Origin of the sequence: Pseudomonas sediminis (genome assembly GCF_002741105.1) — a bacterium.
GTDB classification, from domain to species: domain Bacteria; phylum Pseudomonadota; class Gammaproteobacteria; order Pseudomonadales; family Pseudomonadaceae; genus Aquipseudomonas; species Aquipseudomonas sediminis.
Genome location: NZ_NIQU01000003.1, coordinates 317,372 through 344,270 on the forward strand (window position 1 = coordinate 317,372; position 26,899 = coordinate 344,270).

General features: G+C 62.6%; 25 protein-coding genes, 1 tRNA gene and 1 pseudogene. 8 read left to right on the forward strand and 19 right to left on the reverse strand.

Annotated elements, in window-relative coordinates; translation table 11 throughout:
- Positions 1-5 precede the first annotated feature (5 nt).
- From glgB to CDO35_RS09520, 4 genes are all read right to left on the reverse strand, one after another.
- Positions 6-2,168 (reverse strand): 1,4-alpha-glucan branching protein GlgB, encoded by a 2,163-nt coding sequence (glgB, locus tag CDO35_RS09505; protein WP_099524185.1) that lies wholly within the window; start codon positions 2,166-2,168, stop codon positions 6-8.
- Complete coding sequence (gene treS / locus CDO35_RS09510; RefSeq protein WP_099524187.1) at positions 2,165-5,464, reverse strand: maltose alpha-D-glucosyltransferase; 3,300 nt, start codon at positions 5,462-5,464, stop codon at positions 2,165-2,167. Before treS ends, glgB begins: the two co-directional genes overlap by 4 nt.
- A 16-nt stretch (positions 5,465-5,480) precedes the next feature.
- Positions 5,481-7,463, reverse strand: coding sequence for an alpha-1,4-glucan--maltose-1-phosphate maltosyltransferase (locus tag CDO35_RS09515; RefSeq protein ID WP_099524189.1), 1,983 nt, complete (start codon positions 7,461-7,463; stop codon positions 5,481-5,483).
- A gap of 153 nt (positions 7,464-7,616) precedes the next feature.
- Complete coding sequence (locus CDO35_RS09520) at positions 7,617-8,141, reverse strand: MgtC/SapB family protein (RefSeq protein ID WP_099524191.1); 525 nt, start codon at positions 8,139-8,141, stop codon at positions 7,617-7,619.
- Between the two features lie 152 nt (positions 8,142-8,293).
- Here CDO35_RS09520 and CDO35_RS09525 point away from each other — a divergent pair, with 152 nt between their 5' ends.
- Positions 8,294-8,674 carry a Rho termination factor N-terminal domain-containing protein gene (locus CDO35_RS09525; protein WP_099524194.1) on the forward strand — a complete coding sequence of 127 codons (381 nt, stop codon included), beginning with the start codon at positions 8,294-8,296 and terminating at the stop codon, positions 8,672-8,674.
- A gap of 315 nt (positions 8,675-8,989) precedes the next feature.
- Here CDO35_RS09525 and CDO35_RS09535 read toward each other — a convergent pair whose 3' ends face one another.
- From CDO35_RS09535 to CDO35_RS09545, 3 genes are all read right to left on the reverse strand, one after another.
- Positions 8,990-9,412 (reverse strand): hypothetical protein, encoded by a 423-nt coding sequence (locus CDO35_RS09535; RefSeq protein WP_099524199.1) that lies wholly within the window; start codon positions 9,410-9,412, stop codon positions 8,990-8,992.
- Between the two features lie 72 nt (positions 9,413-9,484).
- Positions 9,485-9,829, reverse strand: coding sequence for a YgaP family membrane protein (locus CDO35_RS09540; protein WP_099524201.1), 345 nt, complete (start codon positions 9,827-9,829; stop codon positions 9,485-9,487).
- A gap of 79 nt (positions 9,830-9,908) precedes the next feature.
- Positions 9,909-11,045, reverse strand: coding sequence for a carboxylate-amine ligase (locus CDO35_RS09545; protein WP_099524204.1), 1,137 nt, complete (start codon positions 11,043-11,045; stop codon positions 9,909-9,911).
- 172 nt (positions 11,046-11,217) lie between these two features.
- On the opposite strand from CDO35_RS09545, the gene CDO35_RS09550 reads away from it, so the two are divergent.
- Positions 11,218-12,609, forward strand: coding sequence for an iron-containing redox enzyme family protein (locus CDO35_RS09550; RefSeq protein WP_099524206.1), 1,392 nt, complete (start codon positions 11,218-11,220; stop codon positions 12,607-12,609).
- Between the two features lie 24 nt (positions 12,610-12,633).
- Complete coding sequence (locus CDO35_RS09555) at positions 12,634-13,602, forward strand: methyltransferase (protein ID WP_099524208.1); 969 nt, start codon at positions 12,634-12,636, stop codon at positions 13,600-13,602.
- Between the two features lie 65 nt (positions 13,603-13,667).
- Here the strand turns inward: CDO35_RS09555 and CDO35_RS09560 are convergent, their stop codons facing one another.
- The 7 genes and pseudogenes from CDO35_RS09560 to gorA form a co-directional block, all read right to left on the reverse strand.
- The gene (locus tag CDO35_RS09560; RefSeq protein ID WP_099524210.1) at positions 13,668-14,138 is read right to left on the reverse strand and encodes a hemerythrin domain-containing protein; all 471 of its coding nucleotides are present in this window, start codon (positions 14,136-14,138) and stop codon (positions 13,668-13,670) included.
- Positions 14,139-14,238: 100 nt separating this feature from the next.
- Positions 14,239-14,370 (reverse strand): annotated as a pseudogene (locus CDO35_RS09565) (con-10 family general stress protein); the annotation flags it as partial.
- A 108-nt stretch (positions 14,371-14,478) separates the two neighbouring features.
- Positions 14,479-15,333 carry an SDR family oxidoreductase gene (locus CDO35_RS09570; RefSeq protein WP_099524215.1) on the reverse strand — a complete coding sequence of 285 codons (855 nt, stop codon included), beginning with the start codon at positions 15,331-15,333 and terminating at the stop codon, positions 14,479-14,481.
- Between the two features lie 25 nt (positions 15,334-15,358).
- On the reverse strand, positions 15,359-16,225 hold the full coding sequence (gene galU, locus CDO35_RS09575; protein WP_099524218.1) for a UTP--glucose-1-phosphate uridylyltransferase GalU: 867 nt from the start codon (positions 16,223-16,225) through the stop codon (positions 15,359-15,361).
- Between the two features lie 169 nt (positions 16,226-16,394).
- Positions 16,395-16,775, reverse strand: coding sequence for a VOC family protein (locus tag CDO35_RS09580; protein WP_099524221.1), 381 nt, complete (start codon positions 16,773-16,775; stop codon positions 16,395-16,397).
- A 2-nt stretch (positions 16,776-16,777) separates the two neighbouring features.
- A complete protein-coding gene (locus CDO35_RS09585) occupies positions 16,778-17,401 on the reverse strand; it encodes a trimeric intracellular cation channel family protein (protein ID WP_003460159.1) in 624 nt (207 codons plus the stop codon).
- A gap of 7 nt (positions 17,402-17,408) precedes the next feature.
- Positions 17,409-18,767, reverse strand: a complete 1,359-nt coding sequence (gorA, locus tag CDO35_RS09590) for a glutathione-disulfide reductase (RefSeq protein WP_099524224.1) — start codon at positions 18,765-18,767, stop codon at positions 17,409-17,411.
- 72 nt (positions 18,768-18,839) lie between these two features.
- Here gorA and CDO35_RS09595 point away from each other — a divergent pair, with 72 nt between their 5' ends.
- Positions 18,840-19,262, forward strand: coding sequence for a VOC family protein (locus CDO35_RS09595; protein ID WP_099524226.1), 423 nt, complete (start codon positions 18,840-18,842; stop codon positions 19,260-19,262).
- 48 nt (positions 19,263-19,310) lie between these two features.
- Here the strand turns inward: CDO35_RS09595 and galU (CDO35_RS09600) are convergent, their stop codons facing one another.
- The 4 genes from galU (CDO35_RS09600) to CDO35_RS09615 form a co-directional block, all read right to left on the reverse strand.
- On the reverse strand, positions 19,311-20,150 hold the full coding sequence (gene galU / locus CDO35_RS09600; RefSeq protein ID WP_099524228.1) for a UTP--glucose-1-phosphate uridylyltransferase GalU: 840 nt from the start codon (positions 20,148-20,150) through the stop codon (positions 19,311-19,313).
- 42 nt (positions 20,151-20,192) lie between these two features.
- Complete coding sequence (locus tag CDO35_RS09605) at positions 20,193-21,554, reverse strand: UDP-glucose dehydrogenase family protein (protein ID WP_099524229.1); 1,362 nt, start codon at positions 21,552-21,554, stop codon at positions 20,193-20,195.
- Between the two features lie 465 nt (positions 21,555-22,019).
- A tRNA-Ser gene (locus CDO35_RS09610) sits at positions 22,020-22,109 on the reverse strand.
- Between the two features lie 90 nt (positions 22,110-22,199).
- Positions 22,200-22,418 carry a hypothetical protein gene (locus CDO35_RS09615; RefSeq protein WP_099524231.1) on the reverse strand — a complete coding sequence of 73 codons (219 nt, stop codon included), beginning with the start codon at positions 22,416-22,418 and terminating at the stop codon, positions 22,200-22,202.
- A 187-nt stretch (positions 22,419-22,605) separates the two neighbouring features.
- On the opposite strand from CDO35_RS09615, the gene CDO35_RS09620 reads away from it, so the two are divergent.
- Positions 22,606-23,295 (forward strand): crotonase/enoyl-CoA hydratase family protein, encoded by a 690-nt coding sequence (locus tag CDO35_RS09620; protein ID WP_099524233.1) that lies wholly within the window; start codon positions 22,606-22,608, stop codon positions 23,293-23,295.
- A gap of 120 nt (positions 23,296-23,415) precedes the next feature.
- On the opposite strand, the gene CDO35_RS09625 is transcribed toward CDO35_RS09620, so the two are convergent.
- Positions 23,416-23,808, reverse strand: a complete 393-nt coding sequence (locus CDO35_RS09625; protein WP_099524235.1) for a hypothetical protein — start codon at positions 23,806-23,808, stop codon at positions 23,416-23,418.
- Positions 23,809-23,955: 147 nt separating this feature from the next.
- On the opposite strand from CDO35_RS09625, the gene CDO35_RS09630 reads away from it, so the two are divergent.
- From CDO35_RS09630 to ntrB, 3 genes are all read left to right on the forward strand, one after another.
- Positions 23,956-24,270, forward strand: coding sequence for a hypothetical protein (locus CDO35_RS09630; protein ID WP_012018520.1), 315 nt, complete (start codon positions 23,956-23,958; stop codon positions 24,268-24,270).
- A 377-nt stretch (positions 24,271-24,647) separates the two neighbouring features.
- Positions 24,648-25,931, forward strand: a complete 1,284-nt coding sequence (locus CDO35_RS09635; RefSeq protein WP_099524238.1) for a CmpA/NrtA family ABC transporter substrate-binding protein — start codon at positions 24,648-24,650, stop codon at positions 25,929-25,931.
- A 12-nt stretch (positions 25,932-25,943) separates the two neighbouring features.
- The gene (ntrB, locus tag CDO35_RS09640) at positions 25,944-26,795 is read left to right on the forward strand and encodes a nitrate ABC transporter permease (protein ID WP_099524242.1); all 852 of its coding nucleotides are present in this window, start codon (positions 25,944-25,946) and stop codon (positions 26,793-26,795) included.
- Positions 26,796-26,899: the final 104 nt, after the last annotated feature.

Below are 26,899 nucleotides of genomic sequence, written 5' to 3' on the forward strand. Positions count from 1 at the left end.
GACGTTTATTGCGCCGGACGCAGAATCAGCGTCGCCAACGGCGGCAATTGCAGATTCAACGAACCGGACTGGCCATGAGCGGCCAGTTGCTCGCTGTGCAGCTCCCCCTGCGTGCCGGCACCCGAACCGCTCCAGCGACGTTCATCGCTGTTGAGCAGCACCTGCCAGCGGCCGGTGTGCGGCACGCCAATGCGATAGCCGTCGAGCACCTGCGGGGTGAAGTTGTGCACCACCAGCAGCGGTGCACTGCCCTCGCCGCCCTCGCGCAGCCAGGCGAACACGCTGTTGCGTGCGTCATCGCCGACCAGCCATTGAAAACCGCTGTCCTGGTCATCGAGGCGGTGCAACGCCGGCTCTTCGCGGTACAGGCGATTCAGCTCGCGTACCAGCGCCTGGGCAGCCGCATGCTCCGGATACTGCAGCAGGTACCAGTCCAGTTGCTGGTCGTGGTTCCACTCGCCCCACTGGCCGAACTCGCAGCCCATGAACAGCAGCTTCTTGCCCGGGTGGCTCCACATCAGGGCGAGGAACAGGCGCAGGTTGGCGAATTGCTGCCAGCGATCACCGGGCATGCGCCCGAGCAGCGAGCGTTTGCCGTGCACCACCTCGTCATGGGAGATCGGCAGGATAAAGCGCTCGGAGAAGGCGTAATGCAGGCCGAAGGTGATCTGGTGGTGATGGTGCAGGCGGTACATCGGGTCCTGCTGGATATAGCTCAGGCTGTCGTTCATCCAGCCCATGTTCCATTTGTGGCTGAAGCCCAGGCCGCCTTGCTGCACCGGGCGACTGACGCCAGGCCAGGCGGTGGATTCCTCGGCGATCATCAACGCGTCGGGCACTTCGTTGCGCACCACCTCGTTGAGATGCTGGAGGAATTCGATAGCCTCCAGGTTCTCGCGCCCGCCGTGGCGGTTGGGAATCCACTGCCCCGCTTCACGCGAATAATCGCGATAGAGCATCGACGCCACCGCATCCACGCGTAGGCCGTCGACGTGGTACTCGCGCAACCAGTACAGCGCGCTGGCCAGCATGAAACCGTGCACCTCAGTGCGGCCGAGGTTGTAGATGCAGGTGTTCCAGTCCGGGTGAAAACCCTCGAACGGGTGCGCGTACTCGTAAAGCGCGGTGCCGTCGAACTCGGCCAGGCCGTGGGCATCGTTGGGGAAATGCCCCGGCACCCAGTCGAGAATCACGCCGATGCCGGCGCGGTGGCAGCGATCGACGAAGGCAGCGAAGCGTTGCGGGCTGCCGAAGCGTGAGGTGGGCGCGAACATCGACAGCGGCTGGTAACCCCAGGAACCGCCGAACGGGTGCTCCATGATCGGCATCAGTTCGATATGGGTGAAGCCCAGGTCCTGCACGTAGGGAATCAGCCGTTCTGCCAGCTCGTCCCAGTCGGGTGCATGATCGTTATGCCATTGCCAGGAGCCGGCATGCAGCTCGTAGATCGCCAGCGGTGCCTGCGGAGCATGGCGTTGCTGGCGTTCGCTCATCCACTGCTGGTCCTGCCAGGCAAAGGCTTCATCCTGTGGCACCTTCGAGGCGGTGGCCGGCGGTACCTCGGTGGCTTGCGCCATGGGGTCTGCGCGCAGCGGCAGCACACCGTGCTCACCGAGAATTTCGTATTTGTAGCATTCGCCGGGCTGCAGCCTCGGGATGAACAGCTCCCACACGCCCGCCGGGTAGCGCAAACGCATGGGGTGGCGGCGCCCGTCCCAGCTGTTGAAGTCGCCAACCACCGACACCCGCCGCGCATTGGGCGCCCAGACGGCGAAGCGCACCCCAGGCACGCCTTCATGCTCCATCGGTGCCGAGCCCAGGCAGCGCCACAGCTGACGGTGGTTGCCTTCGGCGAACAGGTAGAGGTCGGTATCACCCAGCAGCGGGCCGAAGGCATAGGGATCTTCCGTTTCCTGCACGCTACCCGGCCAGTGGATGCGCAGGCGGTAGCGCTGCGCCTGGGGCAGCTGCAATTCGAACAGGCCCTGCGGGTCGCTGCAGTGCATGCGCCCCAGCGGCGAGCCGTCGCTGGCCAGCAGGTCCACCGCGTCGGCACCGGGCAGCCAGACTCGCACCAGGCTCTCGTCGCCCTGCGGGTGAGGACCAAGGAAGCTGAACGGATCGCCATCTTCGGCGCGCTGCAGGCGCTGCACTCTGTTCTGATTCAAGGTCGCACTCCTAGCAATTGGTTAGCGAGATCCACCAGCCCCTGCAACGGGACATCGATCCAGTCGGGGCGGTGGCCGCTTTCGTAGACGATTTCATAGACAGCCTTTTCCAGGCAGAACAGGTCGAGGGCGGCGCCCTCGCCTTCGCGTTCGTGCCATTCGTGGGGCAGGCCGTTGGCGGCCAGACGATAGGCATCGAGAAAGGCACTGCACGCTTGCTCGCGGTAGCGTGACACCACGTCGCGAACTACCTGCTGGGCGTCCGCCGCGCCTTCCACGCCGCCGGCGTTGCGCTGGGCTACCGCGGCCGCGTAGTCGAAGGAGCGCAGCATGCCGGCAACGTCCTTGAACGGACTGTGGCGCTGGCGGCGCTCCTCCAGCGAGCGGTTGGGCTCGCCCTCGAAGTCGATGATGTAGGCATCGCCCTGCACCACCAGGACCTGGCCCAGGTGAAGGTCGCCATGCACCCGTATGCGCAGGCCACCTGCCGCCTGCGTTGCCAGGCGGGTGACGGCTTCCAGCAAGGATTTCTCCCTGGCCAGCAGCCAGTCGGCCTGTTCGGCTGTCGCCGGGCTCAGGGCGTCCCGCTGACGAGCCAGAGCCTGCAAGGCTTCCTGCAGCTGCGCCGTGATGGATTTGGCCCAGTGGGCGCTGTCGCGCTCGCCGCTGAGCTGATAACCGAAGTCCGGATTCTCAACCGGCCGCGCCAGTACCGCGTGCATCTCGCCGACGCGTTTGCCGAGCACGCCGGCGAACTGTTGCAGTTCGCCCAACGCATCGACATCCGGATCGGCGGTACCGCCGGCCAACTGATCGCGGATGGCGCGGTCGAGGGTGTTGAGCGTCCATTGCCAGGCGTCGCCCTGATTGTCCAGATAACGTTGCATCACCATCAGTGTATGGGGCTGGCCTTGCTCGTCGACCCGCACCACTTCGCCAAGAAATGGTGCGACGTTGGCGTAGCCGTGATCGGTCAGAAAACGCCCCATCTCCACTTCCGGGTGGATACCGGCGAAGCCGCGACGCAGTAGCTTGAGCAGCACCTGCCCTCCGATCAGCGCCGAGCTGTTGGACTGCTCTGCGGAGAGCAGCTTGAAGTCGTTCTCGTCGATACCTTCGAGCGCCAGCAGCGCCGCCTCGGCGCGGAACTGCAATTCGCCGCCAGCGCTGCGCAGCACTGCCTGCTCACGCAGCAGGCGCAGAACCTGCTGGCTGAACTGCGGCAGGCTGAAGGCATCGGTCAGCAGCTCCACATGGCGACCCCGGCGCAGCCGGGCCAGCGACAGTTGCTGTGGTAGATCGTTACCCTCGGCGCGTTCCGGCACGGCCGCCAGCGGCAGGCGGTAATGCTCGACGCCGCCCCCCCCCGTCACCTGAACCTCGGCCAGCAGCGGCGCGTTGGCGTCGTCGCCAAGCGGCATCACGTACAACACGCTGACGGCCGGGCGCTGTTCACCCGCGAACCAGCGGCGCTTGGGCAGATACAGCGGCAGCGACTCGCGCTCCAGCGTCTGCCGCGCGCGCCCGTCCATCACTTCGCTCAGGGTGCGACCCAGCACCAGGGTCTGTAGCTCCGGCATACGCTCCACCGGTTTCAGGTGCCAGCTGGGCATCTGCGAGGCGTCGGCCAGGTAGAACCAGTAGAAACCATACGGCGGCAACGTCAGCAGGTAGGTGAGCTGGCCAATGGGTGGGAACGAGGCGCCGCCGATCATTTCCACCGGCACCCGGTCGCGGTAGTCGGCCAGTTCCAGCTCGACGGCCTGGGCCGCACTGGACAGGTTGGCCACGCAGAGGATCTGCTGCTCGCTGCCGTCCTCGCCGCGATGCACGCGCAGGTAGGCCAGGATGCGCCGGTTGCTCGGCGTCAGCATCGTTAGCGTGCCACGGCCAAAGGCCTTGTGCTGGTTGCGGATGGCGAGCATACGCCGCGTCCAGTTGAGCAGCGAATGCGGGTCGCGCGCCTGCGCCTCGACGTTGATGGTCTGGTAGCCGTACAGCGGGTCCATGATCGGCGGCAGCACCAGGCTGGCCGGGTCAGCACGGGAAAAGCCACCGTTGCGGTCCACCGACCACTGCATCGGCGTACGCACGCCATCGCGATCGCCGAGGTAAATGTTGTCGCCCATGCCGATCTCGTCGCCGTAGTACAGGGTCGGCGTGCCGGGCATCGACAGCAGCAGGCTGTTGAGCAGCTCGATGCGTCGCCGGTCACGCCCTACCAGGGGCGCCAGGCGCCGGCGAATGCCGAGGTTGATCCGTGCGCGACTGTCGGCGGCGTAGTAGTTCCACAGGTAGTCGCGCTCGTCGTCGGTGACCATTTCCAGGGTCAGCTCATCGTGGTTGCGCAGGAAGATGGCCCACTGGCAATTGGGCGGAATCTCCGGCGTCTGGCGCAGGATGTCGGTGATCGGAAAGCGGTCTTCCTGGGCGATGGCCATGTACATGCGCGGCATCAGCGGGAAATGGAAGGCCATATGACATTCGTCGTCTTCACCGAAGTAAGGTCGGGTGTCCTCCGGCCACTGGTTGGCCTCGGCCAGCAGCAAGCGATCCGGGTAGCGCGCATCCAGTTCGGCGCGGATGCGCTTGAGCACGGCGTGTGTCTCGGGCAGGTTCTCGCTGCTGGTGCCGTCACGCTCGATCAGGTACGGAATGGCGTCCAGGCGTAGGCCATCGACGCCCATGTCGAGCCAGAAGCGCATCACCCCGAGCACGGCTTCGAGCACCTTGGGATTGTCGAAATTGAGGTCCGGCTGGTGCGAGTAGAAGCGGTGCCAGAAGTACTGGCCGGCCACGGCGTCCCAGGTCCAGTTGGACTTCTCGCTGTCGATGAAGATGATCCGCGTGCCGGCGTATTTCTCGTCGCTGTCGGACCAGACGTAATAGTCGCGCGCCTTGGAGCCCTTCTTCGCCCGGCGAGCACGCTGGAACCAGGGGTGCTGGTCCGAGGTGTGGTTGATCACCAACTCGGTGATCACGCGCAGGCCGCGCCGGTGCGCCTCGGCGATGAAACGGCGGGCGTCGGCCAGGCTGCCATAGTCCGGATGGACATCGTTGTACTTGGCGATGTCATAGCCGTCGTCGCGCCGTGGCGAGGGGTAGAACGGCAGCAGCCAGAGGGTGTTCACCCCCAGTTCGGCGATATAGTCGAGCTTGTCGATCAGGCCCTGGAAGTCGCCGATGCCATCGTTGTTGGCATCGAAGAAGGACTTCACGTGGACCTGATAGATAACTGCATCCTTGTACCACTGCGGGTCGTTGAGAAAGGTCTTGCCGGCGCTGCGCTTGGCCATGGTGCTACTCCGTTGTTCAGCGGGCGGTCTGGATTCGCCAGATACCGAAAGGCAGGTGCCAGGGTTCGATGCGCATCCACTGCACCTTGCCGTGCCAGGTCCAGCAGTGGCCGTTCATCAGGTCTTCACCAGCCAGCGAGGCATCGTCTGGCAGACCCAGCTCCCACAGCGGCAGTTCGAAGTGCGCTTCCTGGGCATGATGCGGATCGAGGCTGACGGCGATCAGAATGAAGTTGCTCAGATCAGCCGTGCGCTTGCCGAAATAGAGAATGTTGTCGTTCCACGCGGTGTAGGCCTGGAAGCCCAGGTGGGTCTGCAACGCCGGATTCTCGCGGCGAATCTGGTTGAGCCGGGCGATCTCGGCGTTGATGTTGCCGGGCGCCTGGTAGTCGCGCGGGCGCAGCTGGTATTTCTCCGAATCGAAGTACTCCTCCTTGCCCGGCACCGGCTCGGCCTCGCACAGCTCGAAGCCCGAATACATGCCCCACAGCCCGGAGCCCATGGTCGCCAGCGCGGCGCGGATGAGAAAGCCGGGCCGGCCGCTGCGCTGCAGGAAATAGGGATTGATATCCGGTGTGTTGACGAAGAAGTTCGGTCGGTAGCAATCGCGCCAGGGCGCCTGGTTCAGCTCAGTCAGGTAGCTCTGCAGCTCGGCCTTGGTGTTGCGCCAGGTGAAGTAGGTGTAGCTCTGGCTGAATCCTAGCTTGCCCAGGCGCGCCATCATCGCCGGGCGGGTGAAAGCCTCGGAGAGGAAGATCACCTCGGGGTGGCGTTCACGCACATCGGCGATCAGCCACTCCCAGAACGGCATCGGTTTGGTGTGCGGGTTGTCGACGCGAAACAGCGTCACGCCCTGCTCCACCCAGCCCATTACCACATCGCGCAATGCCAGCCACAGGTCGGGCATGGCCGCTTCGGCGTAGAACTCGACGTTGACGATGTCCTCGTACTTCTTCGGCGGATTCTCGGCATGGCGAATGCTGCCGTCCGGGCGCCAACTGAACCAGCCGGGGTGCTGCTCGAGCCAGGGGTGATCGGGCGAGCACTGCACGGCAAAATCCAGCGCCACCTCCAGGCCGTGATCTCGTGCAACGCGCACCAGCTGGCGAAAATCCTCGAGGCTGCCGAGCTGCGGGTGCACGGACTCGTGACCGCCCTCCTCGCTGCCGATGGCATAGGGGCTGCCAGGGTCGTTCGGGCCGGCCTTGAGGCTGTTGTTCGGCCCCTTGCGATGGCTGCGGCCGATGGGATGGATGGGCGGGAAATACAGCACGTCGAAGCCCATCCGGGCGATCTCCGGGATGCGCGCATGCACGTCGGCGAAGCTGCCGTGGCGCTGCTCGTCGCCCAGCGAACGGGGAAACAGCTCGTACCAGCTGGCGAACTCGGCCAGGCGGCGCTCGACATCCAACGGGTAGTTGGGTGTACGCAGCAGGTGCGGACGATATTCGGCGCGGCGCATCAGCTCGTTGACCGAAGGATCGATCAGCACCGCTTCGCGCTCGGTCTGCGATTGCGAGGCCTCCATGCGTTCGATCAGCGACGCCAGCTCGGTACGCAATCCGTCCGGGGCCTGTGCGGCGATACGCCGGACCAGCTGCGCGCCCTCCTGCAGTTCGAGTTCCACCGGCACGCTGGCGCCGAGCTTCTTCACCAGCTCCTGGCGGAAGCTGGCGTAAACGTCCAGCCAGGCTTCGATGGCGAATTCACCGCGGCCCTGCTGCTCGATACACAGCTCTGCGCTCCAGCGATCATTGCCCAGGGCCCGCATCGGCGTGCGCTGCCAGGTGGCTTCGCCATTGGCGCGCCACAGCAGGTCGGCGGCCAGTTGCTCATGGCCATCGCTGAATATCACCGCACTGACCGGCAACGGCCGGCCGCTCAGGCATTTGCTGGCGAAGCGGCCGCCTTCAATGAGCGGCTGTAGCGCTTCGATAGCGATCCGAGGCTGGGCAATGGCGTGTCTGACGGTCTGGTCGGCATATTGCGGGGACGGCATCGTTGCTGGCTCCTCTACGCCTGGCAGACGTGTTCGAAGGGATTGGCAGGCAGGTTTGCGACAGCGCGCGAAGCGCTGCACCTGTCAGAAATACCGAGGTGGAGGCAGAGGGAAAAGTTCAGGCAGTTTTTGCCCGCTCAGAGGGTTAACGGGCTATTGCCTGTCGCCCGGTTTTTCATCGGTCTGGTCGTCCGGCTGGGTCCTGGCGCCCGGGTAGACCATCAGCGGCATGAGGTGCAGCACCACCAGCACGATCGCCGTGGACAACACAGCGGTGGCCTCGCGCCCTAGCCCGACTGCCACACCGATAGCGGCCGAGGCCCACAGACCTGCGGCGGTGGTCAGGCCTTTGACGTCCGAGATGTTCTGTCCCTTGAGGATGGTGCCGGCGCCGAGAAAACCGACGCCAGCGGCGATACCCTGGATAACCCGGCTCATGGCATCAGCTTCGGCGCCGTCCTGCTCCAGCGCCATGACGAAGATCGCTGCGCCGAGGCACACCAGCATGTGCGTGCGCATGCCGGCGGCCTTGCCCATGACCTCGCGTTCGTAGCCGAGCAGGCCGCCGAGGAACATGGCCAGAATCAGGCGCAAGGTGGCGCGGGTGATGTGCTCCACCTGGCCGAGGTCGGAAAACTCCTGCGCCAGGGTCGTGAGAATTCGTTCGAGTACGTCCATCGTCGTTCAATCTCCATGGATGCTTTGCATCAGAGCCAGTCCGGCGCGCAGAGGTTCGAGTCATCGTTGCCGCCGGTTATCCGAAACCGGGAACCTGTGCTCAATCAGGCATTCAGTTCCCTTAGAGACCCAAACCAGTCGGGAGAACGCTCATGCCACGTGGCAGCAAAGACAAATACACCGCCAAGCAGAAGCGCAAGGCCGAGCACATCGAGGACAGCTACAAGGAGCGCGGCGTACCCGAAGACGAGGCCGAGGCGCGCGCCTGGGCCACGGTCAACAAACAGTCCGGCGGTGGTGAGAAAGCCGGCGGTTCCGGGCAGAAGACCAGCGCGGCCAGCAAAGAGGCTGCTCGCAAGTCCTCGGCACGGCGTGCGGTGGCGACCCGCGAAGGCGTGCCCCGGCCCGGCCAGCGCCTGGAAGCGATGACCAAGACCGAGCTGATGGAGCTGGCACGCAAACGGGATATCAGCGGGCGCTCCAGCATGAGCAAGGGCGAGCTGCTGCAGGCGCTACGCAAGGCCAGCGCCTGAAGCGCATTACCTCCTCGGGCAATGACTAGGTCGGCTTGAAGGTCTAGTCATTCCCGCGCAGGCGGAAACCCAGAACGCCCTGCGAGCCGGACTCCCGCCTACGCGGGAGTGACGCCTATCAAGACGCCAATTCTCGCTCACGCTCCACGCGCTCGCCGCAATCGCAGCCAGCACTCTGGCACGGAACCATGCCCTTGGGATGACGCTGCATGCAGGCTTCGCAGCAATACAGCAGATCTTCGCCCGCTACATCGTGAACCCATTCACGGGACTCGACCGCGCAGTCGCAATGCGGGCATGCACAGGTATGTGCGCTCATGGCTCGCCCTCGTCGTCGGTGGATACCACTTCATCGGTCCAGGGTTTGCCATCGAGCGGAGCCGAGCGCGCCAGTTCCGCTTCGTCGAGGCCAAAGCCGCCACCGACCTCGCTCTCCTCGACCACGCTCAGCTCTTCATCGAGAGCACCATCGCCACCGCGTTCTAACGGCGAGCGCGCACCGCTGTCATCGATCAGCGTATCCGGGCTGAGATCGTCGAGGCTGACGTTGTCCTCGTGCTCGCTTTCGCCAAGGGTCGCTGCGCCGGTCAGGCCGATTTCATCTTCAGGGTTGGACGATGGGCGCGCGGTTGGCTGCAAGGTGGGCTCGCCGGTGCCGAGGCTGTCTTCGTCATCGCTGAAGTCCAGCGGTTGTTCATCGATTCGTTCCGCGGTGGAACCTGGAGTAGTGTCTTTCATGGGATACCTCCTTCGAACGATATGGGCCGCGCATGGCGACAGCGCAGATACGCCATCGCCCGTACGCTCGACTCAAGGCGAAATCGGGTCGCTGGCAGGAAAGGTTTCTTCCAGCGCATGATTCAGCCGACTTTCCTGGCGCCCTTTGACCCGCTCCATCTCCTTCTGCAGTTTCGGTAGCGCCGCGCGCAGATCGGCTACGCACTCACGCAGGCATTGGAGTTCGCTCCTGGGGTCGCTGATCAAGCCTTTAACCACGCAATGTCCGCTGATCCCGCGCTGCAGCAGCGCAGCGCCGCCAAGGGCCTTGAGCACGCCTGACGAGCCGCCCTGGCAAACCCCGGCGACGATGGCGGTGGCGCCGGAGGCGAGTGAGATGGCACGTTCCAGACGATGAACGTTATGCGTCAGTGACATGGCGTTTCTCCTTAGCGTTGGATGGCGGAGCCCATTGCGGCCCCCGTGAGATTTAGAAAGTCAGGTGCACGGCAAAGGTTCAGGCTATTTGCCGAACGTCCTGCAGGGCGGTCTGCTGCATCAGCCTGTCGACCACGTCGAACAGCGCTGCGCGATGCTCGGCGCCACCGCTGCGAGCGCGGCGGTAGGTAATGAGTTGGGACTCGGCGCTGCCGCCGACACGCGCCAGCTTGCGCGCGTGGCTAATAATCCAGCTGTCCTTGGGCGCAACCTGCTCACCGATGCAGGCCAGCACCTCATCGAGCCAGGCCGAGAATGGCAAGGTGCTCTGGCTACGCGGTTCGATGAACAGCCCGCGCAGGCCCCGGCGCTTGGCGCGCCAACGGTTTTCCAGGGTAAGGATGCGGGTCAGCGGGTCATCGAACCAATCATCGTGCGGCGCTTCCAGGGCATGGCCGAGCATGGCGCGAAACAGCCCGGCGATGCACAGGGCATCGTCCAGACGCGGGCAAGCATCGGCGATACGCAACTCCAGGGTGGGGAAACGCAATGACGGGCGAATGTTCCACCACAGATTGAGGGCCGAGCCGATGCAGTCGGTATCAGTCATCACCTTCAGGTAGCGCCGGTACTCGGCGTCATCGCGAAAGTGATCGGGGATGCCCATGCGCGGCCATTCATCGCACACTGCCTGGCGATAGCTCATCAAACCGCACGGGCGGCCATCCCAGAACGGCGAGGACGCACTCAGCCCCAGCAATAGTGGCAGCCAGGGCGTCAGCCGGTTCATCAGGCGAATGCGATCGACGCCTTCGGGCACACCGACATGCACATGCAGCCCGGCCAGCACGCTGCGGCTGGCGACGATCCGATAGTCGTCGAAGATCGCCCGGTAGCGCGCCATATCGGTCGCCTGCACGCTGCGCCATTGCCCCAACGGATGGGTGCCGGCAGCGAGAATGCCGCAGCCGAACTCGCTGGCCAGCGCGGCCATGGTGGTGCGCGCCTGGCCCAGACAGTCGCGCGCCTCATCGAGGCTGTGCAGCACTGGAGTGACCACTTCGAACTGCGCGGCGAACATCTCTCGCGTCACTCGCTGGCCCAGCGCGCGACGACTGGATATGGCGAATGCCTCGACCCCGTGCTGCGCTACGCAGCGGCTGGCCAGGTCTGTCAAAAAATACTCTTCCTCGATGCCGAATGTGCTCGCTGCCATGACTCGCCTGCTCCCGTTGTTCCTGCAGTGGAGAATCGTCGGGAGGCCTGAGTTCAACCTCTTTGATCAGTTGTCCGGCAGCGAAAATTCATGGGGAATCTTTATTCGGGTAAACAGCTCCTATGCAACACATCGCCCTCTTATAGATGGACTTATTCAGGAGATCTGCCTCATGTCGATAGCCAGTTTCATCGACAGCCCCGGAGCCCAGCCCGTTTCGCTCGCTCCCGTTTCAGGCCCGTTTCAGAGCCTTTATCAGCAGCTGTTGGCTGAGCCCGAACCGGGCCATCCGCAGGCGCGCGAGTTTCTGCTGGAGTGCTTGCAGGAGGTGGCGGAGCTACCCTGCGAGCTGCCACAAAGCCCCTTTGAACTGGCGGCCTGGTCGCAACGTCATCACAAGCAGGTAGCAGCGGACTACGCTGACTATCTCGCCAAGCGACATGCCGGTGAAGGCCGCCGTTACTTCCCGCGCAAAGCTGATGCCCTGCACTTTCTACGGGCAGTGGCACCAACGAAACTGGTCGACGGTGCCTGGCTGTACGGCGTTCTGCCGCACTGGCGCGACTATCGCGTGTATCCGCTGGTGCGCACCTACCTGGAAGAACTTGGCGATGGGCTCGCGGCGCAGAATCACGTACTGATCTACCAGCGCCTGCTGGCTGGCCAAGGCTGTGACGACACTCTGGAACTGGATGATAGCCTGTATCGCCAGGGTGCGATCCAACTGGCGCTGGGCCTGCTGGCCGACGAGTTTCTGCCTGAAGTGATCGGCTACAACCTCGGCTACGAACAATTGCCGCTGCACCTGTTGATCAGTGCCTTCGAGCTCAATGAGCTGGACATCGACGCCTACTATTTCAAGCTGCACGTCACCATCGACAACGGATCCAGCGGCCACGCTGCCAAGGCCGTACAGAGCGTGCTGACCAACCTGCCGCGCGTGGGCGACGCCCAGGTGTTCTACCAGCGTGTGCTGCGTGGCTACATGCTCAATGAGCTGGGTGTGGGCTCGACGGACGTGATCGAAAGCTTCGACCTGGAGCAACAGTTGCTGCAGATGTTCGAGCAAAAGCGTGCGGTTGCCAGCCAGGTGCATTCCGACTACTGCCGCATCGCCGGTCGCACGGTCAACGAATGGCTGGGCAGCACCAGCAGTGTGGCGAGCTTTCTCGAAGCGCTGCAAAGCAATAACTGGATACGCCGCGACACGGACCCGGCCTGCAGCCGTTTCTGGCGCCTGATGCAAGGCCCTGGCGCCGCCATGTTCGGTGTTTTCAGCAACTACGAGCGCCAGCTGCTGCACGACTGGATTGCCGGCAGCTGGCAACCGGACGCGCCAGCGAAACCCTTCCGTCCACGGCGCCGGCCACAACCCGCACTCTCGCTCGCAGGCGGTACGCAGCATGGCGAGCTGGACCGCGAACGCCGCGAGCTGATTCAGGAGCTGCAAGGTATGGACGTCTATCGCCGCGAAGCTCGTCTGATCGGCCTGCAGGCGCCCGCACAGCACTGGTCCAGTGCTGGCCTGGCAGCCACTCGTACCTTCGCGGCGCTGATCCAGTAGCCGCCCTGCCCCTGGAACCCGCGCATGCTCGAACCCGCCTTCAACGCCCCGCAGAGTCTCGCCCTGCTACGCCTGGGTACGCTCTTGCGTGCCCGCGGTTATCGCTTCGTCACCCCGACGCCGCTCACTCATCAGCGCGTCAACCAGCGTCCGGGTAATGCGTTGGCCAAGGACTTGCGCGATGTTTTCGGCTGGAGCCGGCCGTTCGCTGACGGCGTGCTGGATGAGGAAATCGTCGAATGCATGGGCGAGGCCGAAGTGCTGCAACCTCACGCGCAAGGCTGGATCAGCCAGGTGCGCTGGTCCAGCCTGGGCGACGGACTCTATGTGCACTCGCGTTTTCCAACGGAGGAAAGCGACGCGGTGTTCTTCGGCCCCGATACCTACCGTTTCACCCGCCTGCTGCGCGATTACCTGACGCACAGCAATCAGCCGCTACGACGTGTTGCCGATATAGGCTGCGGCGCCGGCCCAGGCGCGATCACGGCGGCCTTGCTGCGGCCGGGTGCTGAAGTGATGGCACTGGATATAAACCCCAAAGCGCTGAACCTCACCGCCGTGAATGCCCGACTGGCCGGCATCTACAACCTGCGCATACAGAGCAGTGATCTGCTGCGCGATGTGGATGGACAGTTCGATCTGATCATCGCCAACCCGCCCTATATGCTCGATCCACAGCAGCGCATCTATCGCCACGGCGGCGGCAAGCACGGCGCCGGGCTGTCTCTGGCGATTTTCGATACGGCGATGGAAAGACTGGCGCCCGGCGGCACGCTGTTGCTCTACACCGGGGTAGCGATCGTCGATGGCGAGGACCCTTTGCTCAATTCCATACGCTTATCGCTGCGTGACACCTGCTGGGATTGGGACTACGAAGAGATCGATCCGGATGTGTTCGGTGAAGAGTTGCAGAAAGCCGAATATGCCCAGGCTGAGCGTATTGCCTGCGTGGCGTTGCGCCTGACCTATCAACCTGGTCTGCGCCAGCGCTAGGCGCTGTAAGAAAAGGGTTGTAGTACCTGCGCCGACCATACGTAGGCGCAGGCCACCACTTGTACTCAAGCCGCTTTGGCTTGCGCGCCGCTCTTCAGGGACTTGCGCAGCACTTCCATCGATTCGCCCAGTTGCTCCAACTGCTGCTTGCTCAGCAGCTTGCGGGCCTGCGGGAACATGTCACGCTCCTCTTCCTCGATGTGGTGCTCCAGCAGCTCCTTGAGCACCTTGACCCTGCCTGCGAATTCGAGCGTGGATGGCGACGTTTCCTTGATGTCGGGCAGTACCAGCGCCTCGACGGCACGGTGCTCCTCCTTCGCTTCGATGGCCAGCACGGCGTCATCCTTGCTGCCAGCGCGCCTGAAGGCGGGATAGAAAATCTGCTCTTCGAGTTCGGTATGGACCTTCAATTCCTGCTCGATCTTGAGCAGCAGCTTTTTACGCGTCTGCACCGCTCGCTCAGTGGTTCCTTCCAGTTTGCTCAGCAGGTCTTTGACGGTTTCGTGGTCCTTCTTCAGCAGTTCGATGGCATTCATCGTGTTACTCTCCTCAGGTCTACCAATCACATCGACAAAAATGCCAGGGCCCGCTGCAAAGCGGGCCCTGGTATGACAGTCACGACTCGCGGCTGCTTTTGGTTTTCTGACCACCTTTGCGTCCGGCCTCGGCGGCTCTCTGACGGTCATTGGCAAAGTTGCCGCCGCTGTTGTGACCGCCCTTACGGCCGGCTTCGGATGCTTTCTGACGATCGTTTGCGAAGTTACCCGGATTTTTACTGGTCGCCATTGCTGGTACCTCCTGATAGTGACTCGCGAGGCGTTATTGCCTCTACATAAATGAGGCAGGTTCTGCCACGAGTCGTTCAGGCTTTTTTCATCAGCCGTTGACCACGCTGCCGCCGTTGACATGCAGCATCTGCCCGGTGACGTAAGAGGCATCGTTGCTGGCCAGATAAACGAATGCCGGGGCAACCTCTGCAGGTTGTCCAGGGCGCCCCAGCGGTGTGTCGGCGCCGAACTCGGAGACCTTCTCGGCGCTGAAGGTGGACGGGATCAGCGGCGTCCAGATCGGCCCGGGTGCAACGCCATTGACGCGAATGCCACGCGGCGCCAGGTTGATCGACAGCGAGCGGGTGAACGAGGTGATCGCGCCCTTGGTCGAGGAATAGTCGAGCAGCATCGGGTTGCCCTTGTAGGCCGTCACCGAACTGGTATTGATGATGCTCGAGCCCGGCTGCAGATGCTCCAGCGCGACCTTGGTCAGGTGGAACATGGCGAAGATATTGGTGCGGAAGGTTTGCTCCCACTGCGCCTGGTCGAGGGCCTCGAGGTTGTGTTCGGGATGCTGTTCGCCGGCGTTGTTGATGAGGATGTCGATACGTCCCCACTTGGCGATCACCGCGTCGACCACGCACTGGCAAAAGCCGCCGTCGCCCACGTCACCAGCAAGGGCGATGGCCTCACCGCCGTGATGTTTCACCTCTTCGAGGGTTTTCTGCGCATCTTCATCCTCGTTCAGGTAAACCAATGCAACCTTGGCGCCTTCCAGGGCGTAGTGCACGGCGACAGCGCGGCCAATACCGCTGTCGCCGCCGGTGATGATCGCCACCTTGCCGGTCAGTTTGCCGGCGGCGCGGTAATCATCGGCAAGGTAGATCGGCTCAGGGCGCATGGCGTGTTCGACACCAGGTTGCCGCTGCTGATGCTGAGGCGGCAGGGACTTGTCGTTCATCCTTCACTCCTCCTTTCGCTGGCGTTCAGACGGCCTTCAGTTGCGGGCTCGCAGTCATCACCGGATGAGTCTTGTGGCGATTCTCGAAGCAGAAGTTGGTGGCCTGCACGTAGCCTTCGGCCGACCCACAATCGAAGCGGCGACCCTTGAACTTATAGGCCAGCACACAGCCCTGCTGGGCCTGCTTCATCAGCGCGTCGGTGATCTGGATTTCGCCGCTCTTGCCCGGCTCGGTCTGCTCGATCAACGAGAAGATATCGGGCGTGAGGATGTAGCGGCCGATGATCGCCAGATTCGACGGCGCGTCCTCCGGGTTGGGCTTCTCCACCATGCTGTCGATGCGGAAGATATCGTCGCGCAACGCCTCGCCGGCAATCACGCCATAGCGCGAGACTTCGTCCATCGGCACCTCCTGGATGGCGACGATGGAGCAGCGGAATTGTTCGTAGAGCTTGACCATCTGGGTCAGCACGCCGTCGCCGTCCAGGTTCAGGCACAGGTCATCGGCCAGCACCACGGCAAAAGCCTCGTCACCGATTAACGGGCGACCGGTCAGAATCGCATGGCCCAGGCCCTTCATCTCCACCTGACGGGTGTAGGAGAAGGTGCATTGATCGATCAGGTGGCGCACACCACTGAGGGATTTTTCCTTACCGGTGTTGGAGATCTCGTGCTCCAGCTCGTAGCTGATATCGAAGTGATCCTCCAACGAGCGCTTGCCGCGACCGGTGACGATGGCGATTTCATTCAGCCCGGCCTGCAGTGCTTCTTCGACGCCGTACTGGATCAACGGGGTGTCGACCACCGGCAGCATTTCCTTGGGCATCGACTTGGTAGCGGGAAGAAAACGGGTGCCGTAACCGGCCGCGGGAAACAAACATTTCTTGATCATGGGTTCTATACCAATTGAGTGACTCGGTAATAGAACCTGACCCGTTTAGAACCTTTACGGTTCAAGATATTTCAGCAAGCGCCGTTTCGCTGCTGCAATTTTGCGAAGTGCGGCGCCCCGACCTCAGCACGCAGATGCCGAGGTGCCGCAGCGAACGACAAGCCGCCCTCTAGGCGAGATAACGGCTCACTTCGATCAGATTGCCGTCCGGGTCGCGAAAATACACCGATTCGATTGGCCCGACGGCGCCAGTACGTGCCACCGGCCCCTCCTCTACCGTGACGCCCTGCTCGGCCAGGTGAGCCATTACACGCTCCAGCGGCCACAGGGTGATCAGGCACAGATCGATGGCGCCCGGTGTTGGCTTGATCGCCTTGGGCTCGAACTCTCGCCCGGCCTGATGCAGATTGAATTTCTGCTGGCCGAATACCAGAGCGCTACGCCCGGCACCGAAGCGCTCGTGACGCATGCCCAGCACACGCTGGTAAAAGTCGACGGTGACGTCGATGTCCGCCACCGTCAGTACCAGATGGTCCAGTCTCTCGATCATGCTCAATGCCTGTCCAGAAGATGAAAACGTGGCAACCCGAGGTGCCAGTGGATCGCCGCCAGGCGCGCTGCCAGCACTACGAACATTGCCGCTGCGGTATCCAGCCAGTGTGGCGTGCCCAGGGCACGCAGACCGATAAAAGTCAGTGCGCCGGCGATGCAGGCCGTGGCGTAGATTTCCTTCTGGAAGATCAGCGGAATCTCGTTGCACAACACGTCGCGAATCACCCCGCCGACCACACCAGTCATCACCCCCATGATCACCGCGGTGCTGATCGGCGTACCGTGTTGCAGCGCCAGTTCAGTGCCATACACGGTAAACACAGCCAGACCAAAGGCGTCGGCGATCAGCAGGCCCTTTTCGTGAATCGGGCGGGTCATGCGTACCCAGGCCACGGTGCCCAGCGCCGCCAGGGAAGCGACCAGGATGTAGGTGTCATCGCGAATCCAGCTGACCGGATGGTTGTCCAGAATCAGATCGCGCAGCGTGCCGCCGCCCAGTGCCGTGACGATGGCCATCACCAGCACGCCGAACAGGTCCATGGACTTGCGCCCGGCCATCAGCGCACCGGTGATGGCGAACACCGCTACGCCGAACAGGTCGGCGACATAGAAAAGCTTTTCCATGCTGTCCTCAGCGGCTGACCGGCGTACGCAGGGTGACGAACTCCTCGGCGGCGCTCGGGTGCACGCCGATGGTCTCGTCGAAGATCTGCTTGGTCGCACCGGCCTTCAGCGCGACAGCCAGGCCCTGAACGATCTCGCCGGCCTCCGGGCCGACCATATGGCAGCCGAGCACACGGTCGCTGTCGGCATCGACCACCAGCTTCATCAGCGTGCGCTCGGGGTTCTCGGTCAGCGTCAGCTTCATCGGGCGGAAGCGGCTCTCGAAGATCTTCACCTTGTGCCCGTCCTCGATAGCCTGCTCCTCGCTGAGGCCAACGGTGCCGATGTTCGGCAGGCTGAACACGGCGGTGGGGATCATGCTGTAATCCAGCGGCCGGTACTCATCGGGTTTGAACAGCCGGCGCGCCACGGCCATGCCTTCGGCCAGTGCGACCGGGGTCAGCTGCACGCGGCCGATCACATCGCCAAGGGCGAGAATCGATTGCGCGGAGGTCTGGAACAGGTCGTCGACCTCGACGTAGCCGCGCTTGTCCAGTTTCACCTCGACGTTTTCCAGGCCGAGGTTATCGAGCATCGGCCGGCGACCGGTGGCGTAGAACACGCAATCGGCCTCCAGTACGCGACCATCCTTGAGCGTCGCGGCCAGGCTGCCGTCAGCGTTGCGTTCGATGCTGGCGATGTCGGCGTTGAACTGCAGGTCCAGGCCCTTCTTGCTCAGTTCATCGCGCAGGTGCTCGCGCACCGCACCATCGAAGCCACGCAGGAACAGGTCACCGCGATACAGCAACGAAGTCTGCGCGCCCAGGCCATGGAAAATCGAGGCGAACTCCACGGCGATATAACCGCCGCCGACCACCAGTACGCGCTTGGGCAACTGCTTGAGGAAGAAGGCTTCGTTGGAGCTGATGGCGAGTTCGCGACCTGGAATGTCGGGAATCTGCGGCCAGCCGCCAGTGGCGATCAGAATGCGTTCAGTGCTATGACGCTGGCCGTTCACTTCGACGGTATGCGCATCGACGATACGCGCATGACCTTCGAACAGACTGACACCACTGTTGGTCAACAGGTTGCGGTAGATGCCATTGAGGCGTTCGATCTCGCGGTTCTTGTTGGCGATCAATGTCGCCCAGTCGAAATTCGCTTCCCCCAGCGACCAGCCGAAACCGGAGGCCTGCTCGAAGTCATCGGAGAAATGCGCGCCGTACACCAGCAACTTTTTCGGTACGCAACCGACATTGACGCAGGTGCCGCCCAGATAGCGGCTCTCGGCGACCGCAACGCGGGCACCATAACCAGCGGCGAAGCGCGCCGCACGTACGCCGCCGGAACCGGCGCCGATCACGAACAGGTCGAAGTCGTAACTCATGGGGTATCTCCTTGGCAGACGAGGAGCATACCGTAAAGGCCCGCGCTAAGCTGAACGCCGGAGGTGGAGAACATGCGCCCGACCCTGACTCATCTGGCCCTGCACGTCCCCGATCTCGACGCCTGCATCGCCTTCTATCAACGTTTCTGCGCCATGCAGGTGATCCACGAGCGCCCCGGCAAGGGCACACGCATCGTCTGGATGGCCGAGCCAGGCAAGGAACACCAGTTCATCTTCGTGATCATGCCGGGTGGGCAAGACCGCAACCTGGCTGCCAATGACTACAGCCACTTCGGCTTTGCCCTGGGCAGCCGCGCAGAGGTCGATCGCATCGCCGCCATGGCCGAAGACGACGGCTGCCTGATCTGGGCACCACGCGACGAACCCTATCCGGTTGGCTATTACTGCGGCCTACGCGACCCGGCCGGCAATTACGTCGAGTTCAGCTACGGCCAGCCATTAGGGCCTGGCTCCGAGGAAATGCCCATCCCCTGATATGCAAAACGCCACCCGAGGGTGGCGTTTCGTTTACCTGAAGGCGTATCAGAACGCCTTGCCGGTCTTGTACAGGTTCTCGAAGCAGAAGTTGGTCGCGTCGATGTAACCCTCGGCGCTGCCGCAGTCGAAACGCTGGCCCTTGAACTTGTACGCCATCACGCAACCCTGCTGGGCCTGGCGCATCAGGGCGTCGGTGATCTGGATCTCACCACCCTTGCCCGGCGGCGTGCTGCGGATCAGGTCGAAGATGTCCGGGGTCAGGATGTAGCGACCGATGATCGCCAGGTTCGACGGCGCGTCCTCGGGCTTGGGCTTCTCCACCATGTTGCTGACGCGGTAGATGTCGTCGCGAATCATCTCGCCATCGATCACGCCGTATTTGTAGGTTTCGTCCTTCGGCACTTCCTGAATCGCGACGATAGAGCAGCGGAACTGGTTGTACAGCTTGACCATCTGCGCCAGTACGCTATCGCCTTCCAGGTTCAGGCACAGGTCGTCGGCCAGCACCACGGCGAACGGCTCGTCACCGATCAGCGGCTGACCGCAGAGGATGGCGTGGCCCAGGCCTTTCATTTCTACCTGGCGGGTGTAGGAGAAGCTGCACTCGTCGATCAGACGACGGATGCCAACCAGATACTTCTCTTTGTCGGTGCCCTTGATCTGGTGCTCGAGCTCGTAGCTCACGTCAAAATGGTCTTCCAGCGCGCGCTTGCCGCGACCGGTGACGATGGAGATCTGGCTCAGACCAGCCTCCAGCGCTTCTTCGACGCCGTACTGAATCAGTGGCTTGTTCACCACCGGAAGCATTTCCTTGGGCATTGCCTTGGTAGCAGGCAGGAAGCGCGTGCCGTAACCGGCAGCGGGGAACAGGCATTTTTTGATCATGGGACTCCCTAATGGGGACGGTTGGAATGCGCGCTCAGTCTATCAAGCCGCGCTAGCCTTACAACTGCCGCTTGCAGGTCGACCGATACCTCGATAAAGAAAACCCAGCTCCGCCAACTGATCGGCGTCATAGATATTGCGCCCATCGAACAGCACCGGCATACGCATCGCCCCGCGAATACGCGGGAAATCCGGCTGACGAAACTGCTTCCACTCCGTCACCAGCACCAACGCATCCGCCCCCGGGGTGACGGCATAGGGCGATTCGCTGAGCACCAACTGCCCCGCCTCGATGGCCGACGCATAGCGCGCCGCCACAGCTGCCGTGGCAGCAGGGTCGCAAGCCTGCACCTTGGCGCCGGCCGTTAACAGTGCATCGAGCAGCACCAAACTGGGTGCCTCGCGCAGATCGTCAGTACCGGGCTTGAATGCCAGCCCCCAGAGCGCGACGACCCGACCCTGCAAACGGCCGTTGAAATGCTCGCGCAGGGCCTGGAACAGCAGCGTCTTCTGCAGCGCATTGCGCGCTTCGACCGCACGCAGGATGCCCGGCTCGATGCCCTCGTGCTCCGCCGTGCGGATCAGGGCCTTCACATCCTTGGGAAAGCACGAGCCGCCGTAGCCACAGCCGGCATAGATGAAGTGCGTGCCGATGCGCCGGTCGCTACCGATGCCGCGGCGTACCTCCTCGATATCCACACCCAGCCGCGCGCAGATGCCCGCCATCTCGTTGATAAAGGAAATCTTGGTCGCCAGAAAGGCATTGGCCGCGTACTTGCTGAACTCCGCAGCGCGCACGCCCATGCACAACAGGCGGTCGTGATTACGTAGGAACGGTGCATACAACCGGCGCAGCAACTCACGCCCACGCTCGTCGTCACAACCGACGATCACCCGATCAGGGCGCATGAAGTCCTCGACCGCCGAACCTTCCTTGAGAAACTCCGGATTGCTAGCCACGGTCACCCGCGCCCGTTGCTCCCGACGCGCCAGACCGGCGTTGATGCGCTGCGCCACACGCTCGGCAGTGCCCACCGGTACCGTGGATTTGTCCACGATAAGGCACGCATGATCGAGCCGTTCACCCAGCTCGTCGGCAACCGCCAGCACATGGCTCAGATCAGCCGAACCGTCCTCGCCACTGGGCGTACCCACCGCAATGAAAATCACCTCGGCGCGGCGGATGCCGGCCTTCAACTGCGAAGTGAAACTGAGCTGCCCACCGGCCAGCTGCGCCTTGAGCATCGCCTCCAGGCCAGGCTCATAGATCGGCACCTCACCTCGCGCAAGCATCGCGACGCGCTGCGGATCTCGCTCGACGCAGACCACCTGATTGCCCATTTCGGCAAAACAGGTGGCCGTCACCAAACCTACGTACCCTGCTCCAATCACGCATATCTGCATCGCAGCATCCTCCTGGCCTATGCTGCGATTGCAACCAATCGCGGTGGCAGCGATATGACGGAGCGACGAAGGAATGATGACAGGCGCCTCCCGCTGTTATCGGCAGGTATTGGCTGATTTGGCTGTATCTTCGGCGTTGCAGGTAAGGAGTACGGCCTGGCCGTGCCAGACGAATAACCGTTCAAGCTAATTGCCTAAAGGGAACGACCATGCCAAACGAGAAATGCCAGCAACTACGCAAGGAGTTGCTGGCCGGCGCCGAATCCAAGCCAGCGCAGCCCGCTAACCAACGATATTTCGCAAGCCTGCGCGAAAGTGTACGGCGGACCAGGCAATCACCTGCTCCATCGAGTTGAAACGAGCGGATGGCTGATTAGCCATCTTGCGCCAAGCGGAGAGCGACAAGCCAGAAAGCAAAAAGCCCCGAAAGCTTGTTAGCTTTCAGGGCTTCAGGTATTGCGAAAGTGGCGGTGAAGAAGAGATTCGAACTCTTGATACGGTTTCCCGTATACACACTTTCCAGGCGTGCTCCTTCAACCGCTCGGACACTTCACCGGATCTCGATTGGCTGTTCAGCCCGTCGAGGTGCGCTAATGTAGTCGAATGTTTTCCCGATGGCAAATTTTTTTTAAAGGATTCATGCGCTTAAGAGCGCAGCGGGTTTTCGTCGTGCTCGTCGCACGGCTGCTCGTCGAAGCGAATGTGGCCGAACAACAGAAAACCCAGGGACATGAACAAGCCCAAGCCGAATAGCAGCAGCACGCCGGATGGGCTGCGCAGGTAGAGGCTTTCGCTGAGCACGACCGAGGCCAGCAGCAGGCCGATCACGGCAAGCATATAAAGGATGGAATACAGGGTGTTCATGGGGCAGCTCCTCCGGTTCGCTGCTCACCTTAAGGGCCTGGCTTTGCGTTCGACCAATTGCCATCCGGCATCGCCGCGATAGGTAAAAGCACTGACCAGCCAGTCAGCCGCGGCGCTTTACCAGAGCGCTGCGGCTGAGTACCTTCTGCCCACATTCGCCCCCAAGGCTCTAACAAGGAAAACCGCCATGAGCGACCTGATCAGCTACCAACTCGACGACGGCATCGCCACCCTCACCCTGAGCAATGGCAAGGTCAATGCCATCTCGCCTGACGTGATCGCTGCGTTCAATGCCGCCCTCGACCGCGCCGAGCAGGATCGCGCCATCGTCATCATCACCGGTCAGCCGGGCATTCTTTCCGGCGGCTATGACCTGAAGGTGATGACCTCGGGCCCGCAGAATGCAATCAACCTGGTCGCTGCTGGCTCTACCCTGGCGCGGCGCATGCTCGCTCACCCCTACCCGATCATCGTCGCCTGTGCCGGTCATGCCGTGGCCAAGGGTGCGTTCATCCTGCTGTCGGCCGACTACCGTATCGGCGTGGAAGGCCCGTTCAATATCGGCCTGAATGAAGTGCAGATCGGCATGACCATGCACCACGTCGGTATCGAGCTGGCCCGTGATCGTCTGCGCAAGTCTGCGTTCCACCGTTCGGTGATCAATGGCGAGATGTTCGACCCGGCTGGCGCGGTAGATGCCGGCTTCCTTGACAAGGTGGTGCCGGCCGAACAATTGCAGGCTACCGCTCAGGCGGTGGCGCAGCAGATGAAGAAGATCAACATGACCGCGCACAAGAACACCAAGCTGAAGGTGCGCAAGGCGCTACTGGAAACCCTCGATGCCGCCATCGAGATGGACAAGCAGCATCTGCTGTAAGCACTCGGCAGCCCATAAATGAAAAGCGCCGCTTCCGTTAAGGTCGCGGCGCTTTTTTCTTTGTGCGTCTAGCCAGTCAATCCGCCGGCGTATGGCTGTGCGTGCGGCGCACCCTACGGATTAGCCCGAGTAGTCAAGGGCCGTCCAGGCTCGGCTCAGGCCTTGTGCGAGCACGCAACCGGGCTTGCTCAGTTGCTCGTTGAAGGCGGCCGGCAACAGCGTGGTTTCACCTTCTGCAGCGCCATGGCGTTCGGTCAGCCACTGCAGCTTGCCGCAGTTGGGCGTTTCGATCACGTAACTGGCAGCTATGTTGGAGTGATGGCTGGGCAGTCGAATCACGTCGAGCACCGTCCCCACCTCCTCGACACGCTGGCCATCGGAGACCAGTACGGCCCAGGCCTGTTCGCCCTCGATCACCAGATAGGCACCGTTGGCTTGGGGTCGCTCGACCTGGGGCTGAGCGCAGCCGTACAGGAAGACCGATAGCACAATCGTCATCAGCATCTGTTGCATTGCCAATTCTCCTCTCGCAAGGCGCCCGTTTTGTGGGCGGATAGGTCTGCAGTGGCCTTACTATTCACCAATACTGTTTATTTGTACAGTGCTTTTGAATTAGGCTTGGCATCACAGGTAAATGATCGATTGCACAGGAGCGCCATCATGCTGGACGTACTGCAGCTGAAACACCGAGTGAACCGAATGCCGCTGGAGCGGGTACGCGAGATGGTCGAGGAACTGCAGCTCGAGGGCATCGTCACCGAGAGCCGCACCCCCTTCAATCGTCAGCACTTCAATACCTGCTTCGCCGAGATCGAGGCGCTGTTGCAGCGCGCTGGCTACCATCGGCAACTGGATGTGGTCGGTTACCAGGGGCTGGCCTATGCGCTGTTCGATCCAGCTCGCTGGGAAGCCGTCGAAGTGTTGCGTTGGCTGCGCGACTTCGTCGAGGAGGCGCGCGTTCAACCAGCCTCCTGACGACCCAAAAAGGCTCAGCGGTGCCCGCTCATGCACGGCAATGGCTCAGAAGCATGCAGGGCGAGCCGCGCGCGGGCTGGGTCCCAGACTAGATAAACAACTTCATAAGTAATCTGTAAGTTGTTGATTGTTAATAGCTAAGAATTGACAGGCCAGCATCTTTATTGCGCCTGTCAGGCGCCGAATACTCGTGCTCGGCCGTCGTATACAAAAGCTGGCAAGCCCTTTGCTATGTCCCTGTCAATAATCCTGTGTAGCACGCCAACGGTGGCGGGCCGAGGATCACGGACAACGGCGTCCGTCAGGTCACCTTCCTCCCATCGAGGTGGCCTGGCGTACGCCGTTTTTTGTTTATGCGCCTGACAAGGATTAGATTCATGACCGATCGTGATTCGAACAAGCCCCTGGCCACCAGCCGCCGTAACTTCCTCAAACAATCCATCGCCCTGGCCGGCGCCGTGAGCGGCATCGCCGCGCTCGGCCTGTCGGCGCCGGCTTCGCTACGCAGCGCAGCCTGGGCGGCCGGCTCCGATGCGCCGGAGAAAGCCGCGCTGAACGTCGGCTTCATTCCCCTGACCGATTGCGCTTCAGTGGTGGTTGCCGCCACCCAGGGTTTTGGCGAGAAATACGGCCTGACCATCAACCCGAGCAAGGAGGCCTCCTGGGCCGGCGTGCGCGACAAGCTCAACACCGGCGAACTGGATGCCGCCCACGTGCTCTACGGCATGATGTACGGCGCCCAGCTCGGCCTGGCCGGGCCGCAGCGGGACATGGCGGTGCTGATGGGGCTGAACCAGAATGGCCAGGCCATCACTCTGTCCAAGCAACTGCGCGAAGCCGGCGTGACCAACGGCGCGCAACTGGCCGAACACGTGAAGAAAGGCGGTAACCCGCTGACCTTCGCCCAGACCTTCCCCACCGGCACCCACGCCATGTGGCTGTATTACTGGCTGGCCAGCGTCGGCATCAACCCGATGAGCGACGTGAAGACCATCGTCGTGCCGCCACCGCAGATGGTCGCCAACATGCGCGTCGGCAACATGGACGGTTTCTGCGTCGGCGAGCCCTGGGGCGCGCGGGCGATCTTCGACAAGATCGGTTTCACCGCCACCACCACGCAGCAGATCTGGCCGGATCACCCGGAGAAGGTGCTTGGCACCACCCGTGCCTTCATCGAGCAGTATCCCAATGCCGCCCGCGCACTGATCATGGCGATTCTCGATGCCAGCCGCTTCATCGAGGCCAGCGAGGAGAACCGCAAGAGCACCGCCAAGCTGATTTCCGGCAAGGCGTACGTCAACGCGCCGGTGCAGGTGATCGAGCCGCGCTTTCTCGCCCAGTACGAGGACGGCCTCGGCAACAGCTGGAAGGACGAACACGCCATGGCCTTCTGCAAGGATGGCAGCGTCAACTTCCCCTATCACTCCGATGGCATGTGGTTCCTCACCCAGTTCAAGCGCTGGGGCCTGCTCAAGGATGCGCCGGATTACGCGGCCGTGGCCGCCCAGGTCAACCAGACCGCGCTCTACGCCGAGGCCGCTGGCGCGCTGAAACTGCCCGTGCCGAGCAGCCCGCTGCGCAGCAGCACGTTGATCGACGGCGTGGTCTGGGACGGCAGCAATCCGGCCGCCTACGCCGACTCCTTCGCCATCAAAGCCTGACCGGAGGTGAGCATGAATGCGCCCCTGAAAACACCCTTGCCGCCGATCGCCAAACCGCGCCTCTCTGCGCAGGCCTTGCTGCCCAGCGCCGCCGCACTGGGCAACCTGTTCAAGGCAGGTATCGCCCCGCTGCTGGGCATCATCGCCTTCATCGGCTTCTGGTCGCTGCTGGCCCAGTACAGTGAAGGCCTGCCAGGCCCTTTGAGCACCTGGCAAGCCGCCCTGGTGCTGTTCGCTGATCCTTTCTACGACAACGGCCCCAATGACATGGGCATCGGCTGGAACATCCTCAACTCGCTCGGCCGCGTCGGCGTCGGCTTCGGCCTAGCCGCGCTGGTGGGCATTCCCCTGGGTTTTGCCATCGGCCGTTTCACCTTTCTCGCCGGCATGCTCGCGCCGATCATCAGCCTGCTGCGCCCGGTTTCGCCGCTGGCCTGGCTGCCGATCGGCCTGCTGGTGTTCGAGGCGGCTGGCCCGGCGTCGATCTGGGTGATATTCATCAGCTCGATCTGGCCAATCATCCTCAACACCGCCGCCGGCGTGGCCAGCGTGCCGCAGGATTACCTGAACGTGGCCCGTGTGCTCAAGCTGTCGGAATTCAAGGTGCTGACGCGCATCCTTTTTCCCGCCGTGCTGCCGCACCTGATGACCGGCATTCGCCTGGCCATCGGCGTGGCCTGGCTGGTGATCGTCGCTGCGGAGATGCTCACCGGCGGTATCGGCCTGGGCTTCTGGGTGTGGGACGAGTGGAACAACCTCAACGTCGAGCACATTCTCATCGCCATCATCATCGTCGGCCTGGTGGGTCTGGCGCTGGAGCAGATACTGCTGCTGATCGCCAAGCGCTTTGACTACGCAAGCTGAAGCGGCGCGTTCGGCCAACGCGTAGCCCGGATGCAATCGGGCTACGCAACCTACAAGTCAGTTCAACAATAGACGCCAAGTCTTTGTTTTAAATGAAAGTGCAT

Coding starts and splice junctions, on each gene's coding strand:
- treS (WP_099524187.1), bottom strand. CDS start 5,464: ATGGCCAAGCGCAGCGCCGGCAAGACCTTTCTCAACGACCCGCAGTGG.
- CDO35_RS09515 (WP_099524189.1), bottom strand. CDS start 7,463: ATGCCGTCCCCGCAATATGCCGACCAGACCGTCAGACACGCCATTGCC.
- CDO35_RS09520 (WP_099524191.1), bottom strand. CDS start 8,141: ATGGACGTACTCGAACGAATTCTCACGACCCTGGCGCAGGAGTTTTCC.
- CDO35_RS09525 (WP_099524194.1), top strand. CDS start 8,294: ATGCCACGTGGCAGCAAAGACAAATACACCGCCAAGCAGAAGCGCAAG.
- CDO35_RS09535 (WP_099524199.1), bottom strand. CDS start 9,412: ATGAAAGACACTACTCCAGGTTCCACCGCGGAACGAATCGATGAACAA.
- CDO35_RS09540 (WP_099524201.1), bottom strand. CDS start 9,829: ATGTCACTGACGCATAACGTTCATCGTCTGGAACGTGCCATCTCACTC.
- CDO35_RS09545 (WP_099524204.1), bottom strand. CDS start 11,045: ATGGCAGCGAGCACATTCGGCATCGAGGAAGAGTATTTTTTGACAGAC.
- CDO35_RS09550 (WP_099524206.1), top strand. CDS start 11,218: ATGTCGATAGCCAGTTTCATCGACAGCCCCGGAGCCCAGCCCGTTTCG.
- CDO35_RS09555 (WP_099524208.1), top strand. CDS start 12,634: ATGCTCGAACCCGCCTTCAACGCCCCGCAGAGTCTCGCCCTGCTACGC.
- CDO35_RS09560 (WP_099524210.1), bottom strand. CDS start 14,138: ATGAATGCCATCGAACTGCTGAAGAAGGACCACGAAACCGTCAAAGAC.
- CDO35_RS09570 (WP_099524215.1), bottom strand. CDS start 15,333: ATGAACGACAAGTCCCTGCCGCCTCAGCATCAGCAGCGGCAACCTGGT.
- galU (WP_099524218.1), bottom strand. CDS start 16,225: ATGATCAAGAAATGTTTGTTTCCCGCGGCCGGTTACGGCACCCGTTTT.
- CDO35_RS09580 (WP_099524221.1), bottom strand. CDS start 16,775: ATGATCGAGAGACTGGACCATCTGGTACTGACGGTGGCGGACATCGAC.
- CDO35_RS09585 (WP_003460159.1), bottom strand. CDS start 17,401: ATGGAAAAGCTTTTCTATGTCGCCGACCTGTTCGGCGTAGCGGTGTTC.
- gorA (WP_099524224.1), bottom strand. CDS start 18,767: ATGAGTTACGACTTCGACCTGTTCGTGATCGGCGCCGGTTCCGGCGGC.
- CDO35_RS09595 (WP_099524226.1), top strand. CDS start 18,840: ATGCGCCCGACCCTGACTCATCTGGCCCTGCACGTCCCCGATCTCGAC.
- galU (WP_099524228.1), bottom strand. CDS start 20,150: ATGATCAAAAAATGCCTGTTCCCCGCTGCCGGTTACGGCACGCGCTTC.
- CDO35_RS09605 (WP_099524229.1), bottom strand. CDS start 21,554: ATGCAGATATGCGTGATTGGAGCAGGGTACGTAGGTTTGGTGACGGCC.
- CDO35_RS09615 (WP_099524231.1), bottom strand. CDS start 22,418: ATGAACACCCTGTATTCCATCCTTTATATGCTTGCCGTGATCGGCCTG.
- CDO35_RS09620 (WP_099524233.1), top strand. CDS start 22,606: ATGAGCGACCTGATCAGCTACCAACTCGACGACGGCATCGCCACCCTC.
- CDO35_RS09625 (WP_099524235.1), bottom strand. CDS start 23,808: ATGCAACAGATGCTGATGACGATTGTGCTATCGGTCTTCCTGTACGGC.
- CDO35_RS09630 (WP_012018520.1), top strand. CDS start 23,956: ATGCTGGACGTACTGCAGCTGAAACACCGAGTGAACCGAATGCCGCTG.
- CDO35_RS09635 (WP_099524238.1), top strand. CDS start 24,648: ATGACCGATCGTGATTCGAACAAGCCCCTGGCCACCAGCCGCCGTAAC.
- ntrB (WP_099524242.1), top strand. CDS start 25,944: ATGAATGCGCCCCTGAAAACACCCTTGCCGCCGATCGCCAAACCGCGC.